The organism is Bacillus sp. FJAT-18017 (assembly GCF_001278805.1).
Taxonomy (GTDB): domain Bacteria; phylum Bacillota; class Bacilli; order Bacillales; family Cytobacillaceae; genus Bacillus_D.
The window spans coordinates 4489854-4504564 of record NZ_CP012602.1 but is presented as its reverse complement, the minus strand read 5'-3'; the positions used below and the strand labels follow the sequence as shown (position 1 = coordinate 4504564).

At 41.5% G+C, this 14711-nt stretch carries 17 protein-coding genes; 9 read left to right on the top strand and 8 right to left on the bottom strand.

The window, feature by feature from the left end; all coding sequences use genetic code 11:
* Positions 1 to 288: 288 nt before the first annotated feature.
* From AM500_RS21010 to AM500_RS20975, 8 genes are all read left to right on the top strand, one after another.
* On the top strand, positions 289 to 657 hold the full coding sequence (locus tag AM500_RS21010; protein WP_053600979.1) for an ArsR/SmtB family transcription factor: 369 nt from the start codon (positions 289 to 291) through the stop codon (positions 655 to 657).
* Positions 650 to 2770 carry a heavy metal translocating P-type ATPase gene (locus AM500_RS21005; RefSeq protein ID WP_082347321.1) on the top strand — a complete coding sequence of 707 codons (2121 nt, stop codon included), beginning with the start codon at positions 650 to 652 and terminating at the stop codon, positions 2768 to 2770. The genes AM500_RS21010 and AM500_RS21005 overlap by 8 nt, the downstream gene beginning before the upstream one ends.
* Before the next feature lie 28 nt (positions 2771 to 2798).
* Positions 2799 to 3428 (top strand): class I SAM-dependent methyltransferase, encoded by a 630-nt coding sequence (locus AM500_RS21000; protein ID WP_053600978.1) that lies wholly within the window; start codon positions 2799 to 2801, stop codon positions 3426 to 3428.
* 22 nt (positions 3429 to 3450) lie between these two features.
* Entirely contained in the window at positions 3451 to 4377 is a 927-nt protein-coding gene (locus tag AM500_RS20995; protein ID WP_053601825.1) for a cation diffusion facilitator family transporter, read from the top strand.
* Positions 4378 to 4674: 297 nt separating this feature from the next.
* Positions 4675 to 5292 carry an alpha/beta hydrolase gene (locus AM500_RS20990; RefSeq protein ID WP_053600977.1) on the top strand — a complete coding sequence of 206 codons (618 nt, stop codon included), beginning with the start codon at positions 4675 to 4677 and terminating at the stop codon, positions 5290 to 5292.
* 122 nt (positions 5293 to 5414) lie between these two features.
* A complete protein-coding gene (locus AM500_RS20985; RefSeq protein WP_053600976.1) occupies positions 5415 to 5993 on the top strand; it encodes a YitT family protein in 579 nt (192 codons plus the stop codon).
* Between the two features lie 99 nt (positions 5994 to 6092).
* A complete protein-coding gene (gene modA / locus AM500_RS20980) occupies positions 6093 to 6875 on the top strand; it encodes a molybdate ABC transporter substrate-binding protein (RefSeq protein WP_053600975.1) in 783 nt (260 codons plus the stop codon).
* 101 nt (positions 6876 to 6976) lie between these two features.
* Complete coding sequence (locus AM500_RS20975) at positions 6977 to 8008, top strand: STAS domain-containing protein (RefSeq protein ID WP_053600974.1); 1032 nt, start codon at positions 6977 to 6979, stop codon at positions 8006 to 8008.
* Between the two features lie 97 nt (positions 8009 to 8105).
* Here AM500_RS20975 and AM500_RS20970 read toward each other — a convergent pair whose 3' ends face one another.
* The 5 genes from AM500_RS20970 to AM500_RS20950 form a co-directional block, all read right to left on the bottom strand.
* Positions 8106 to 8294: a hypothetical protein gene (locus AM500_RS20970; RefSeq protein ID WP_043933188.1), complete on the bottom strand. Its 189-nt coding sequence runs from the start codon at positions 8292 to 8294 to the stop codon at positions 8106 to 8108.
* Between the two features lie 238 nt (positions 8295 to 8532).
* Positions 8533 to 9495, bottom strand: a complete 963-nt coding sequence (locus AM500_RS20965) for an AtpZ/AtpI family protein (RefSeq protein ID WP_053600973.1) — start codon at positions 9493 to 9495, stop codon at positions 8533 to 8535.
* A gap of 2 nt (positions 9496 to 9497) precedes the next feature.
* Positions 9498 to 9881 (bottom strand): F0F1 ATP synthase subunit B family protein, encoded by a 384-nt coding sequence (locus AM500_RS20960; RefSeq protein ID WP_053600972.1) that lies wholly within the window; start codon positions 9879 to 9881, stop codon positions 9498 to 9500.
* Between the two features lie 58 nt (positions 9882 to 9939).
* A complete protein-coding gene (gene atpB, locus AM500_RS20955) occupies positions 9940 to 10521 on the bottom strand; it encodes a F0F1 ATP synthase subunit A (protein WP_231688060.1) in 582 nt (193 codons plus the stop codon).
* 499 nt (positions 10522 to 11020) lie between these two features.
* Positions 11021 to 11329, bottom strand: coding sequence for a HesB/YadR/YfhF family protein (locus tag AM500_RS20950; RefSeq protein WP_053600970.1), 309 nt, complete (start codon positions 11327 to 11329; stop codon positions 11021 to 11023).
* Positions 11330 to 11549: 220 nt separating this feature from the next.
* On the opposite strand from AM500_RS20950, the gene AM500_RS20945 reads away from it, so the two are divergent.
* Complete coding sequence (locus tag AM500_RS20945) at positions 11550 to 11906, top strand: hypothetical protein (protein ID WP_231688059.1); 357 nt, start codon at positions 11550 to 11552, stop codon at positions 11904 to 11906.
* A gap of 288 nt (positions 11907 to 12194) precedes the next feature.
* On the opposite strand, the gene AM500_RS20940 is transcribed toward AM500_RS20945, so the two are convergent.
* From AM500_RS20940 to AM500_RS20930, 3 genes are all read right to left on the bottom strand, one after another.
* Positions 12195 to 13550, bottom strand: a complete 1356-nt coding sequence (locus tag AM500_RS20940) for a hemolysin family protein (RefSeq protein WP_053600969.1) — start codon at positions 13548 to 13550, stop codon at positions 12195 to 12197.
* 57 nt (positions 13551 to 13607) lie between these two features.
* Positions 13608 to 14009 carry a MerR family transcriptional regulator gene (locus tag AM500_RS26285; protein ID WP_053600968.1) on the bottom strand — a complete coding sequence of 134 codons (402 nt, stop codon included), beginning with the start codon at positions 14007 to 14009 and terminating at the stop codon, positions 13608 to 13610.
* Between the two features lie 146 nt (positions 14010 to 14155).
* Entirely contained in the window at positions 14156 to 14704 is a 549-nt protein-coding gene (locus AM500_RS20930) for a GNAT family N-acetyltransferase (protein WP_053600967.1), read from the bottom strand.
* Between the last annotated feature and the right edge of the window lie 7 nt (positions 14705 to 14711).

Below are 14711 nucleotides of genomic sequence, written 5' to 3'. Positions count from 1 at the left end.
GAAAGAGAAGACAGTATTACTACAATTAATGGCATTAGAGTAGCAATTGATTCCTCAATCGAGAGCTACACCACAGGGGTAACAATAGATTATGACCAAAATGGAAGAAGGTTTATCCTTTTAGGCAATCAAGGATGTTGTTAAATTTGATACAAATCTCTTCTCGCCCGTCGAGAAGGGATTTTTACTTCTGAGTATATTCCTTAAAATGAATAACTAAATTGTTTGACAATCAAACGTGTATTTGAATATCATATAATCAAACGTATATTTGAATGAGGTGGGCGAATGAAGGAACAAGATGTTTGTGAAGTGACTTGTGTCGATGAGCCAAAGGTCAGCCGTGTGAAAAACGACCTGGAACAAAAAAGTTCTGGCGATGTGGCAAAAATATTCAAAGCGTTATCTGATGAAAATAGAGTGAAAATTACCTATGCACTGGCCTCAGAAGATGAGCTTTGCGTATGCGATGTAGCCAACATTGTCGGTTCCTCGGTCGCAACAGCTTCCCATCATTTGCGCACCCTGAAAAATTTAGGCATAGCGAAATATCGGAAAGAAGGGAAAATGGTTTATTACTCCCTTGATGATGAGCATGTAAAGCAGCTGGTAGAGATAGCCTTTGCCCACCAGGAGGAGGTGGCCAGCCGTGTCTGAACCGCAGAAACAAGTATACCGGATTGAAGGACTTTCCTGAGCAAGCTGCGCCGCAAAGTTCGAGAAGAACGTTAAACACCTGGATGGTGTTTCAGAAGCAGCAGTTAATTTTGGTGCCTCCAAGCTTACCGTTTACGGAGATGCCACAATTCAGCAATTGGAAGGCGCAGGAGCTTTTGACAATCTTCAGGTTATACCTGAAAAGGCTAAACGGGAACCTGAACAGACAGCCCCGTTTTGGATTAAATACAAGCGAGTTTTACTATCCTTGCTTATTATAGCCGGAGGATATGTATCGCTACTTATAAATGGTGAGGAATCTCCCGTTACTATAACTCTTTTTGCAGTAGCAATTGTAATAGGCGGTTATCCGTTGTTCAGGACAGGGTTTAAAAACCTGGCAAGGCTAGAATTTGATATGAGAACTCTCATGACAATCGCGATTATTGGCGCGGCATTGATAGGTGAATGGAGCGAAGGGGCAATTGTCGTCATCCTGTTTGCCATTAGTGAGGAGCTCGAGAAATACTCAATGGATAAAGCACGTGCTTCAATCAGGTCACTGATGGATATTGCCCCAAAAGAAGCATTGGTTCGTCGGAATGGCACCGATAGGCTGATTGAGGTAGAAGAGATCAGAATTGGCGACATTATGATTGTCAAACCGGGACAAAAGCTGGCAATGGATGGAATAGTAGTCAAAGGCCATTCATCCATCAATCAGGCCGCCATCACTGGAGAATCTGTCCCTGTCGAAAAGAAGCGGGAGGATGAGGTTTTTGCCGGGACATTAAATGGCGAGGGCTTGCTTGAGGTAAAGGTAACGCGTCTTGTCGACGATACAACGATAGCAAAAATAATTCACCTTGTTGAAGAGGCGCAGGCAGAAAAGGCTCCCTCACAGGCGTTTGTCGATCGGTTTGCAAAATACTATACCCCGGCCATCATGCTTGTTGCGGCTCTCGTTGCTATTGTTCCGCCGATGTTGTTTGGGGCTGATTGGAGTACGTGGGTTTACCAGGGACTTTCCATTCTTGTTGTTGGCTGTCCTTGTGCCCTTGTCATTTCAACCCCAGTTTCGATTGTAACCGCCATAGGGAATGCCGCCCGGAATGGTGTATTGATCAAGGGAGGTATTCACTTGGAAGAGGCGGGTTCACTTGCAGCCATAGCCTTTGACAAAACTGGAACCTTGACCAAGGGTGTCCCGGCGGTAACCGATATTAAAACTCACAGTACGATGGATGAAAAAGAAGCGTTTTCCTTAGTGGCGGCGCTTGAATATGGTTCGCAGCATCCCCTTGCCTCGGCTATTCTTAAAAAGGCTGACAGCATCGGGGTAGATTATAGAGATATAGAGGTAGAGAGTGCTTCCTCGGTTACAGGCAAAGGCTTAAAAGGCATAATTAACGGAAAAACCTATTATGTTGGGAATCCTCAGTTTATGGAAGAGGTTTGCAGTGAAAAGGTAGAAAAAGAACAAATAAATAGTATAACATCACTTCAGGAGCAAGGGAAAACAGTAATGGCCCTCTTTACTGAAGCTTATATCCTTGCTTTTATAGCGGTTGCCGATGAAGTCCGGGGCAGCAGCAGGGAAGTAGTTGCGAGGCTTCATGAAACGGGTATAAAGAAGACAATTATGCTGACTGGTGATAATCAAGGAACTGCTCGGGCTATCAGTAAACAGATTGGCGTCACGGATGTACATGCAGAACTCATGCCTGAGGAGAAGCTAAGACAGATTAATCTATTGCGCCAGGAATATGGCAAGGTGGCAATGGTTGGAGACGGTATAAACGATGCCCCGGCACTTGCTGCAGCAACTGTCGGGATTGCAATGGGAGGAGCAGGGACAGATACTGCGCTTGAAACGGCGGATGTTGCTCTCATGGGCGATGATTTGCGCAAGCTCCCTTTCATGATCAAGCTGAGCCGGAAAGCCCTTACCATTATCAAACAAAACATTACGTTTTCTCTTGCAGTCAAGCTTTTGGCATTGCTTCTTGTTGTGCCGGGCTGGCTGACATTATGGATTGCCATTTTTGCAGATATGGGGGCAACACTCCTTGTGACTCTCAATAGCCTGCGGCTTTTAAAAGTAAAAGATTGAAACCCGGTCAGACGAAGGCGGAATTGAAATGAATAATAAATGGAATGCATTCATTTATAAACTTTGGGCACCGTTTTATGACCAATTATTTGATAAAGGTCCTTTTCTCAGGGCGCGAAAGGAAATTTTTGGTTCGCTTTCCTTTCGACAAGGCGATAAAGTTCTGTTGGTCGGAGTCGGTACAGGCGCGGATTTAGTACACATGCCGGACAATCTTGATATAAACGCAATTGATTATTCAAACGAAATGCTTGAAAAAGCAAAAAGTAAGCTTCCGGGCTCTGGCATTCAATTTTTTCAGATGGATGCCCAGGACTTGAAATTTCAGAATGAAACGTTTGATTGGGTAATTGGAAGCTTAATTTTAACCGTCGTACCTGACGGGGGAAAAGCACTTGCCGAAATGGTAAGGGTCTCAAAAAGAGGCGGCCTAATCGTTATTTTTGACAAGTTCAAACCAAGTGGACGGAGCCTTAGTCTGCTGAAGAAAATGGCAAGACCGATTATCCGCCTGTTAGGAACGGATATAGGCGTTTCCTTTGAGGGATTGGCCGAATGGGTTCGGCGGGATATTATTATTAAGAAAAATGAAGACATCCTCTTTAATGGAATGTATAAATTTATCCTGTTAGAAAAGGAACGGGATGAATCAAAATAAAGTGGCAGGGGAGAACAACATCATGGGACATCACCATTCACATGATCACGGACATGGACATCACCACCATCACCATTCAGATAATAAGAAGGCACTTCTATTGTCATTCGTTCTGATTGCAACCTTCATGGTTATAGAGGTAATCGGTGGCATTTTAACAAACAGCCTGGCTCTTTTGTCTGATGCCGGGCATATGCTCAGCGACGCTGCCGCACTTGGGCTAAGCTTCTTTGCAATTAAGCTTGGGGAGAGGAGCGCAACTCAGGCAAAAACTTACGGATATAAAAGATTTGAAATTATTGCTGCAGCACTCAACGGCCTTACATTAATTGCTATTTCAATTTTTATTTTCATTGAAGCCTTTGAAAGGTTTTCAAATCCTCCTGAAGTTCAAAGCATGGGGATGCTGATTATTTCAACTCTTGGACTCCTAATCAATATAGCTGCCGCCTTTATTCTGATGAAGGGTGACAAGGACGAAAATCTGAACGTTCGAAGTGCTTTCCTCCATGTATTGGGGGATATGCTTGGCTCTGCGGGAGCGATTGTAGCTGCTTTATTGATGATGTTCTTTGGCTGGGGCATCGCAGACCCAATTGCAAGTGTGATTGTCGCAGTGTTGATTATCATCTCTGGCTGGAGGGTGACAAAGGACTCTTTCCATATCCTTATGGAAGGGGCACCTGAACAGATTGATTTTGAATCGCTTCGAAATGCATTGATGCAAATTCCTTGTGTGAAGGATGTCCACGACTTGCATATATGGTCGGTTACCTCAGGGATGCCGATGCTAAGCTGCCATGTCGCGATTTCAGTAGAAGGTGTGCATGATAGTGTGCTCCGGCAAGCACAATCCATGCTTCATGACAAATTCGGAATTGAACATAGCACCATCCAGGTTGAAAAGGCCGATAATGGCTGTGCCAATCCACACGAAGTTTGTAATTAAATATAAAAAATAAACATGGGCGGAATCGTCCATGTTTATTTGTGGAAAACAGAGAGAAAATCTAGAAAACAAATCTAAATTCTAAGTAGAATGAACTAAAAAATCTAATGATTGGTACGGAAAGCGAAGCGCCCGAAGTAGAAATCAAAAGTTAAACTAAATAGTTTATTCTAAATACATATAGTTTTGTAAGAAAGAATAACCTGAAGCTGTTAGGTTGACAATTTACATGTATAAATTTATAGTTATCTTTAATTGATAATATTTTAATTAAAAATAAAGAAGGGTGGAAATCCTATGAAACATATTTTTAAACAAGGCCCAGACTCAGATGCTCCTGTCCTGCTATTACTTCACGGTACTGGTGGAAATGAACAGGATTTATTGCCTCTGGCTGAAATGGTAGACCCGAACGCTTCTGTACTAAGCGTTCGCGGCAATGTGCTGGAAAATGGTATGCCTCGCTTTTTCCGCCGCTTGGCAGAAGGTGTTTTTGATGAAGAAGATTTAGTCCACCGTACGAAGGAATTGAATGATTTTCTTGATGAAACAGCAAAGAAATATCAGTTTGACAGAGATAATATTATCGCTTTGGGATATTCAAATGGTGCCAATATTGCCGGCAGTCTGCTATTTCATTATGGAAAGACGTTGAAGGGTGCAATTCTTCATCACCCAATGGTTCCCAGAAGAGGCATCGAACTACCAGACTTGTCAGGAACTCCGGTATTTATTGGTGCAGGGACGAATGATCCAATCTGTCCTGCACAAGAATCGGAAGAATTGAAGCAATTGCTCGAGGGTGCCGGAGCCAATGTGCAGATTCATTGGGAACAATACGGCCACCAATTGACCAGGAGTGAACTGGAACAGGCCAGTCAGTGGTACAAAAATAGTTTCCCAGTCGCCGAATAAATCAAGTGCTGGAACAAAAATTCGAATACTGTTTACCCGAGCCGCCGATTTACGGCGGCTCTTCTAATTGTTACCTAAGCTTCATATAACATAACATGTCCAAATTATAAGGCGGGATGGATATGTTATGGCTTAAAAAAGGTGTTGCGATTATAATTGGCAGCATCCTGGTAGCAGTTGGCATCAACTTGTTTCTGATTCCCCATAAGGTACTCGATGGAGGAGTCATAGGACTTGGGCTGATTGTAAACTATCTTTGGGGAATTGAACCTGGCAAATCAATTATCTTTTTAAGTATCCCTGTCTTCGTTATAGCCTGGTTTAAGTATCGGGCATATTTCCACAACAGTCTCCATGGATTACTAATATCTTCGTTATTCATAGACTTTTTCAATTTCCTTGAGGTAGATGGGATAACTGTAGATCCAGCCTGGTGCTCGATTTTAGGAGGAGTTCTCGTCGGCCTTGGAATTGGAATTATGCTCAAGTATAAAACAAGCACTGGCGGGACGGATTTGATTGCTCAATTCATTTCAGACCTGACAGGCTTTAATGTAGGTGTGCTAATTTTTTCAATCGATATTATTGTCATTTCAATAGGAGGGTTCCTTTTTGCAAAAGAAACCTTCCTGCTTTCGGCATTAGCAGTTCTTTCAGTTGGATTGGCCACAAGTTTCGTTACGTGGGGAAAACAAGCTTAGTGGAAATTCCGAACAGTACTAATGACAGCCTAGGTTTTTCATGCTCTGCCTTTTTGTTATAGTAGAAGCATGTATACAGTAAAGGAGCTAGCAAAATATATGAAATCCCGCTTGTTAATATCAGTACTTTGGTTGCTGATGCTAATTTTGCTTGTTTCATGTTCAAAGGACGAAAGGGAAGAAAGCAAGGAGGCATTGCTTATTTCTTCAGCAGTCAGCATGAAAGGAGCGCTAGAAGAGATAAAGTCCGTCTATGAAAAAGAGAATCAGAAAGTGACAATTCAATTCAACTATGGTTCATCAGGTGCTCTTGCAACACAAATTTCCCAGGGTGCACCTGTGGACGTATATATTTCTGCAGCGACTGAACCGTTTGAAAAACTTGTACAAGCCGGAAAGATTGATCGTGATTTTCACAGTACTATCGCCGGGAATAAGTTAGTTCTGATTCAAAATAAGAATAGTGGGACTAGAATTAGCAGGTTTGAAGAACTGGAACGGACCGATTTAGAAAAAATCGCGATAGGTACTCCAGAAACTGTTCCCGCTGGAAAATATGCGAGGGAAGTACTCGAAAACCTGGATCTTTGGGAAAGACTAAAAGGGAAGCTCGTCCTTACAAAGGATGTCGGCCAGGTGGCGTCGTATGTGGAAACGGGAAATGTCGATGCAGGCATTGTGTATAAAACGGACGTGCTAGGTACGGATAAAATTGTGATAAGGGAAGAAGCAGCAGAGAGTCTTCACTCACCAATCGTTTATCCTGCCGGTGTACTTGAAGACAGTGAAAATAAACAGCAGGCAGAACAGTTTTATAAGTTTCTTTCCGGAAAAAAGGCAAGTGCCATCCTTGAGGAACATGGTTTTCTTATACTGAAGTGAACCGCTGAATTAGACACGCAATATAGAAAGATGTAAGTTAGTTAAAAAGAGTTAGTAAAAAGACTCGGCCGGCAGAGTGGTTTCGAAAGGGGAGTAAACAAATGGAAGCAAACACGCAGGAAGGACAAACGCAAATAAATGTTGGCGGTTTGGATTTCGAATGGAATCTTAAAAAAGGCCAATTTATATTTGAAAAAGAAGATGCTGTATTATTTTGGATCAGCTCCGCCATGAAAACATTCTTCGACACCATTGAGGAAGTTTCCGGCGAGGAGGCTGCCGCATTGGTTCTGGAAGCAACCGGATTTCGCCAAGGTCTTGTCGTCAGCGAATATTTTACATACCGGAATGTTTCTGTAAAAGAAGCTTCCAGCCTGATACCCAATACATACGCTTCTGCGGGATGGGGCACAGCCATCATTAAAGATTTGGATATTGATGCAAAAACGTTAAGGATTGAGCTAAAGGATAGCTGGGAGTATAAAATAAATAAGGCACAGGAGAAAAGTGCCGGCGGAAAATACCTGCCAGCGCATTATGCCGGCATTTTTACCGGGCTCCTAGGCACAAATATTTGGTACCGGGTTGTGAGTGACCAGCTTACTGGGGATGAATGTACGATTGTTGAATACTTTCCTTCCAACATTACTGTTTCAACCAATATTCATGAATTAGCAAGACGGAGGGAGTCCGAGAAAATCCGGGAGCTAGAGAGCCTGGTAGATGAGAAGACAAAAGATCTGCAGGAATTGGTTAAGGAACTCTCATCGCCTATTATTCCAGTTTTAGAAGGTATAGTTGTGGTTCCGTTAATTGGTAAATACGATGAAAGCCGCTCTGAAACCCTCCTTGTAAAGACTTTGTTCAATCTTCCTAAATATGAGGCTAATTACCTCGTATTGGATCTGACGGGACTAGATCATGATGTCGAGGATTACGGTATCGATTTTATCCAAAAGCTCGGATCCGCTGCTTCACTTGTTGGAATTGAGACAATCCTTGTCGGGATTTCTGCTGAATTAGGAGCAGTTGTAACCCAATCACAAATCAATTTATCAAAATTTCAGTGCTTTCAAACATTACAGCACGGGATTTATTATGCACTGTCGCAAAGCGGCAGAAAAATACTTTAAAAAACAGGCATTGCAAATTGCGCAATGCCTGTTTGGATAACAAAAAAAGGCCGATTCCCGGCCTCTATGGTAATTTAATTTAGAGTAACTTGTGGTATCAGCCCTGCTTGGCAGGATCTGAAGTATTCAATTGAAATACAAGTTCGCTCAAAGCTATAGTTACAAGATCCCGCTCCGTATAATCAAATGTTTCCAAAGGAGAGATCCGGTTTCGCTCAGCCAATTTTTCTCTGATTTGCTGGCACATCCATAGGTGATAGTCTGAAAGCTCAACCTGTTTCAACAAATTAGCAATCCCTCCTTTCTGACGCTGGGTTTTTTCCAGAATCAGAAACTAAAGTGAAACTTTAAATGAAGTGAAGATTCTTCATTCTCCACTGTTGTAAAAAGTGTAAATGTGGGGGAAATATGGGAATTGTATTTAAAGTTCCTCTATTACTATTTATCCCCATATTAAGGCTTTAGCAAACGTTCTGAAAGTGTTCTTCATCCAATTTTCAACAGGTAATTTTAGGGAGAGAACTCTATCCGCGTTTTTTTTGTGGCGGTTTTATATGAGATACAAGACCGTCAACATCGGTAAAATAAAACTGTATTTCGGGACGCTCTTTTAAGTAATGTTCCTGTAAAAGCTGGTAATAGTTTACACGTCTGCTTGGGTCGAATTGGAGCATCGGATATTCGTGCTTTTCCTTTACATACAAATCCACTGCTCTCTGTACTTTATCCATCTCGACCGGGATTGCCTTGTCGCTTTCCTCAAAAATATCATACGTCTCCTTTGACATATAGAATTTCTTGGACGGAATTCCCCCTAGAATATGAGCAAGCTGGCTAAAATCAATGCTGTTATCATCATTGACGAGTATAGTCCGGTAAACCCCTTTTGGCAGGCTGTCGGAGAATTTCCTGATAGCGTTTCTAACTTCTTCCAGGTATACATCTATCTCTGGCCACTTCTTTGCGGATTCTGCTTCTGCTAAAATCTTTTTCTGTTTATGCTTGTTAATCTTATCTGCGGCCGGTTTAAAGTATTTTATTGCCAAAGCATAAGCTGAGTATCCCCCAAACAATATACCAGCAGCTAAACCAAGAAGTGTAAATAATGGATACAACGGCAGCAAGCTATCAAGCAAATTGCCGCCCTTATAGCCAAGAAACACAGATATGCCGATTGTAAAGGCAAATACCATATGGAGGGATAGCGCTTTCATTAAAGAATTAGAAAAATCATTCCAATGCTGGCTGTTAATGTCTTTTGCATTTTTTAAATACTCAATAACCTTGGTCTTTAAATCATCCGATACGTTATTTTCATCTAAAAAGGAATTTAGATATTCTTCCAAGGGTTTATTCTCATTTTTTAAAATACAGGCTGATTTTTCATAAGGGCCCTTTTTGTAATGAACATAAATCATCTTTTCTTCAAGGCCAAGCTCAATATCTTCTGTAACTCTTCCGAAATTGGCAGAAAAGGTCTTTTTCATTGTTATGCCCCCTTATGGCAATTCTGGGCAGCGGCCTGTTTACTGGCGTCATTCCTCGCATCTTTGATGATTTCTACGGCCTCTTGCTTAGATCGCTCGAAAAGCTCCATGGCTTCCTTTTCACTGCTGGCTCTGATAAGCCTTGCCTCTACTTTGGCATGCTGGACTAATTGCTGCTGTTCGGCAAGTTTTTGTTCGGCTTCAGTTTTATATTTTTCTGCGAGCAGCAATTGGTTTTCAATATACGTTTGCCTATCTTCCATAACATTTAAAAGTTTCTTCATTACAAATTTTTTGATAAGAAATACTAATATAGTAAAAATGATAGCTTGATAAATCATTGTTCCAAGTGATATTTGTATGCCAAACAATTCGATGTCTCCCATTTAGAATCTCTCCTTTCTTAACTTTTACTAATCATATACCCATTCTAACTAAATAAATTTATGTGAGTCGATGAGCTATATAAACCATAGTCAGAGTCACAAAAATATAAGCCTGGATAGCACCGATAAATAGGCAAAATGCCTGCCAAATCAACATTGGAAGTGCGGCGAGCAGCGCTGGTAAGAAACCGCTTACCATTGTTCCGGCAAGAATAGCAAGCATTACCTCGCCTGCATATATGTTCCCAAACAGTCGAAGGCCCAGGGGGAGCGTTGTACTTAATTGTTCAAGGATATTAATGGGAAGGAATGCTTTGAATGGTTTGAAATAGCTGTGGAAGTAATGTTTGAATCCATGCATGCGGATATCAATGAAGTGCGTGTAGGCCATGATCATGATGGCTAACGTCATTGTTACGTGGGCATCGGCTGTGGGTGATTTCCACCATACAACCTGCTGTTCTTCACCTGTTACAATTGAAAATGGGATTCCCATGCTGTTGGATATAATTAAAAAGAGAAGCAGCGAAACGCCTGTGGATAAGATAAAAAGATTTTTTGATGCACCAATCGAATTACTCATGATTCCCTGGACAAATTCAATGGTCCATTCCATGAAGTTCTGAAGGCCTTTTGGCACCGGCTTTTTCCAATCTTCTTATTGATAGGAGTGCAATAATGAAGACAAGCAAGGATGCGACGGTACTTGTTAAAATCACAGATAAATCGAAGGTAATCCCAAGCCATGTGACCAATGGCTTCCCATAATGCATGATTTCCTACCCCTTTCTTCTCTAATCTATATAAAGTATGTTCTGCCTGAAAAAAGTAATTTCACCGTGGAAAAACGAAGCATCTTTTTGTAGGTATACAATTGAGGGATGGGTGTAGGATGTGTTATCGCTTAGTCAATCTAAACATATGATTATTCTTCCTTAATTGTAACACTTTTCACAATATTTTCGAAATATATTTTGAAATTGTCACACATTTGACTAAATTATTTCTCTTGGAATATAAGGAAACTATCTAAAAGATTGTTAATTGTTGATTGGAAAGGTTCGAGCGGATAGAACCAGAGTATTTTCCCAAATAAAAAATCCTGATTCTAAGGGAATCAGGAGCCGGCTTCGAACTGTTTAGTTCAGTATATTTGGATTTTCTTCGTATTTTACACTAATTTCGTTCAATGTTTCATCGAAGCTAAGAATGGTATTTGTATGTTCAAAGAACCACCGGTCATTTTCTTCAACATAAAAGGTGATCCCATTGACTCTTTTTGAATAACCAGCGTTTGTTGGCGCTTCAGCTGAGAAGGCAAGGGTATAGCCCTTATGTTTGACGCCAAGGCCTGCGTATTGAGGGTAAAGGCGTATGCTTAAGGGAGCTTTTATATCAAATTCATTGGAAAACCAGGAAAATGCTTTTTCATCCAGTGACAAGATCATACTATTTACACCAGCCTTTTAAAGGTATTGGAAGGCGTTTGCTTCCTTGACTCTAGAATAAACCGTTTTCCTCGCCGGATACTATGATAATGTTCACACTGGGAGTGAAGTTCATAGAGTGTTCAACTTTTTAGTCTGTTTTATAGTTTTCTTCATTTTGTAACATCCTTATAGTGGGTATGGTGTTATGATAAATCAAAAGAACGAAGGAGATTAAAAAATGGCTGATACCAACAAGGAAATCACTCAAGCAATAAATGACATAAAAAACATCATCCAAGGATTTAGTTCATCTCTTGAAAATATAGAAAATAGGCTGGCCCGGCTCGAGAAAATGGACAGCATTGAGCATCGGGTTGCCGTCAATCAAATCGATCTTTCGGATATAAAAGAATCTCTAGAGAGAATCGAGGAAAGACAAACAGACGAAATTCTCAAAGCCGTCAAGGAAATCAGGGAAGCAACAAGCAGGCCAGCCAATGACGATATTAAGCATATTAATAGAAGGCTTGATTCACATTTAGTTAAACTCGCAAAGGCCGAAGAAGAACTTATCATGCTGCGGAATAATAGGTGATTTTTTTAAAAGCTGTGTAAATGGGTATATCTTGGTGATGATTTATAGGAGTGTTGATTGGAGTGGAAGGCGCGAAGACTCCTGTGGGAGCAGCGGGACAGGTGAGACCCCGCAGGAGCAAAGCGACGAGGAGGCTCACCGCCCGCCCCACGGAAAGCGAAGCGCCTGTAGCGGAAATCAACAGACTTGTTTAACACTAAAAAAGGCAGTCCCTTTAAAATATAGGGAACTGCCTTTTCTTTGTTTTATACTGCGCGGAATAAAACACTATGATTAGTGAAGCTTCAGTTATGAAAGAATTCCGGGGTTAGCAACCGGAATTTGCTTTTGTAAAGCAGGTTCTACTGCTTCTGCCATCTTAACAGCCTCTATATACCGGATATGATGTTCCTCCATATCAAGTATCCTGAAAGAGTACTGATCGCAATGAATAATATCGCCTTCCCGGGCATCAAAGTTCTCTGTCAAAATCCAGCCGCCAATTGTATCGATATCTTCATCATTGATTTCAAGGCCAAGCAAATCATTGACTTCACTTATAAGGACCTTGGAGTCGATAATATAGTGTTCGTCCTTTATTTTTCGGACCATAGGGATTTCGTCCATATCGAACTCATCGCGGATGTCCCCGACGATTTCCTCCAAAATATCTTCTACCGTTACGAGCCCCGAGGTACCGCCATATTCATCCATCAGGATAGCCATATGGATTCGGTCCTTCTGCATTTTCAGGAGTAAATCATGAATCGGAATTGTATCGATGACACGGATGATTGGCCTTACATAATGCATAATTTTTCTTTCAGTATATTTACCTGTGCCAATTAAATCAGTCATGATTTCTTTAATATTAATTAATCCTATAATATGGTCCTTATCACCGTCGATGACGGGATAGCGGGTAAATTTCTCATCCTTAATGGTAGCAAGGATGCCCTGAAGTGTATCATCCTTTGAAAGCGAGACAATTTCTGTTCGAGGCACCATAATTTCCTTGGCTATCCGGTTATCAAATTCAAAAATTCTATTTACATACTTAAACTCTGATTGGTTTATTTCACCACTTTTATAGCTTTCGGACAGGATGATACGAAGTTCTTCTTCTGTATGGGCCAGGTCATTCTCTGAAGCCATTTTCATACCGAAAAGCCCTACAGTAAGTCTAGCGGAGCCATTTAAAGCCCAGATGAAAGGATACATCAGCTTATAAAAAAAGATTAGCGGCCTTGCGATCATTAAGGTAATAGGTTCCGCTTTTTGAATAGCCAATGTTTTCGGGGCCAACTCTCCTATAACAACATGGAGGAACGTAATTAGGCCAAACGCGACCGCAAATGTCAATACCTCGGAAACACCTGGAGCGACATTAAGCCAATGAAGGATCGGTGCCAGCAATTTTTCCATTGTTGGCTCTGCAATCCAGCCAAGGCCCAGCGCGGTAACTGTAATTCCAAGCTGGCATGCGGACAAATACTCATCCAAATTGGTAATTACCCTTTTTGCCGCTTTGGCGCTGCTGCTTCCTTCCTCAATCAACTGGTCTATCCTTGAACTTCTAACCCTGATAATCGCAAATTCAGATGCGACAAAAAAGGCTGTCAAAGCGATTAAAATGGCTATTAAAACCAAGTTTAATATGTCCAATAAAGTTCCTTACCCCGATTCTTTCGGGTAAAGGAGTCACCTCCTGAGAGTTTAAAACTAACTTGTTAATTCCTTAAGGGATTTGAGCAGGGCATTCCCTTCCTCATTCAAGTCTCTCGATACGATATCCCTTTTTTTCGTATCAAGCTTCTGGATCAGCGGCAAGAGGGCCGACAAATCGTCATGAAGCTGTTTCATTTGCTGAGCGACCAAATAGGCCTGGTCTTCCAATTGGGATTCACGGATTCTTCCGGCTTTCTTGATTTCTAGCTTTCTTTTAATCTCATCAAGCGGAAAATGCATACTTTTGCATTCCTCAATATACTTCAAGTCGGCAAGTGTACTTTTATCATATAGCCGGTAGTTGGAGTGGGTCCGTTCTGCGTTCAGGAGTCCAATCGACGTGTAATAATCAATGGTCCTCTTGGAAACACCGGCCCTGGTTGCTAGTTCACCAATTCGATAGAAAACCCCATCATACCACCTCGATATATAAAATTAACAATAATTATATCGGATAACAAACTATACAGTCAAACGTACCAGTTGATGGATTATTGCTTTACAACAGTTTATGGGATACGCGGCAAGGTTATGTGCATAACCTACATGAGTTTTTTCCAATCACGTGCAAGAATTCCATACACAATTAAATCATGGAATCCAGTATGAAGAAGTTCGCCATCCCTGATCTTTCCTTCCAACGCAAACCCCAGCCGTACCGGGATTGCCCTGCTTTTAAGGTTATGTTCTCCGCAGCGGATTTCGACTCGATTTAGGCCAAGATCATAAAATGCATAATTTAAAACAGCTTGGACCGAACGGACCATAATTCCTTTACCCTGGGCTTGTTCAGCAAGATAGTAACCCACTGATGTTTGTCTGTTCCGCCAATCTATAAAATGCATACCAATGCATCCGACTAGTTGGCCCCGGTACCGGATTCCTGCATTGAAGCCGTTGTTTTCGGCAAATTGCTTAAGCCACATTGGAATGATGGTTTCGTATTGATAGTGACTTGCCATATCATCGACCCAGGGAAGCCACTGGCGCAAATGATGTCTGTTTTGGTCAACCAAATTAAATAGTGCTCTGCAGTCCTTTAATTGGAATAGCTGCAGTTCTATATCTTGATCCACCTTCAAAGTAAACATTGGAATC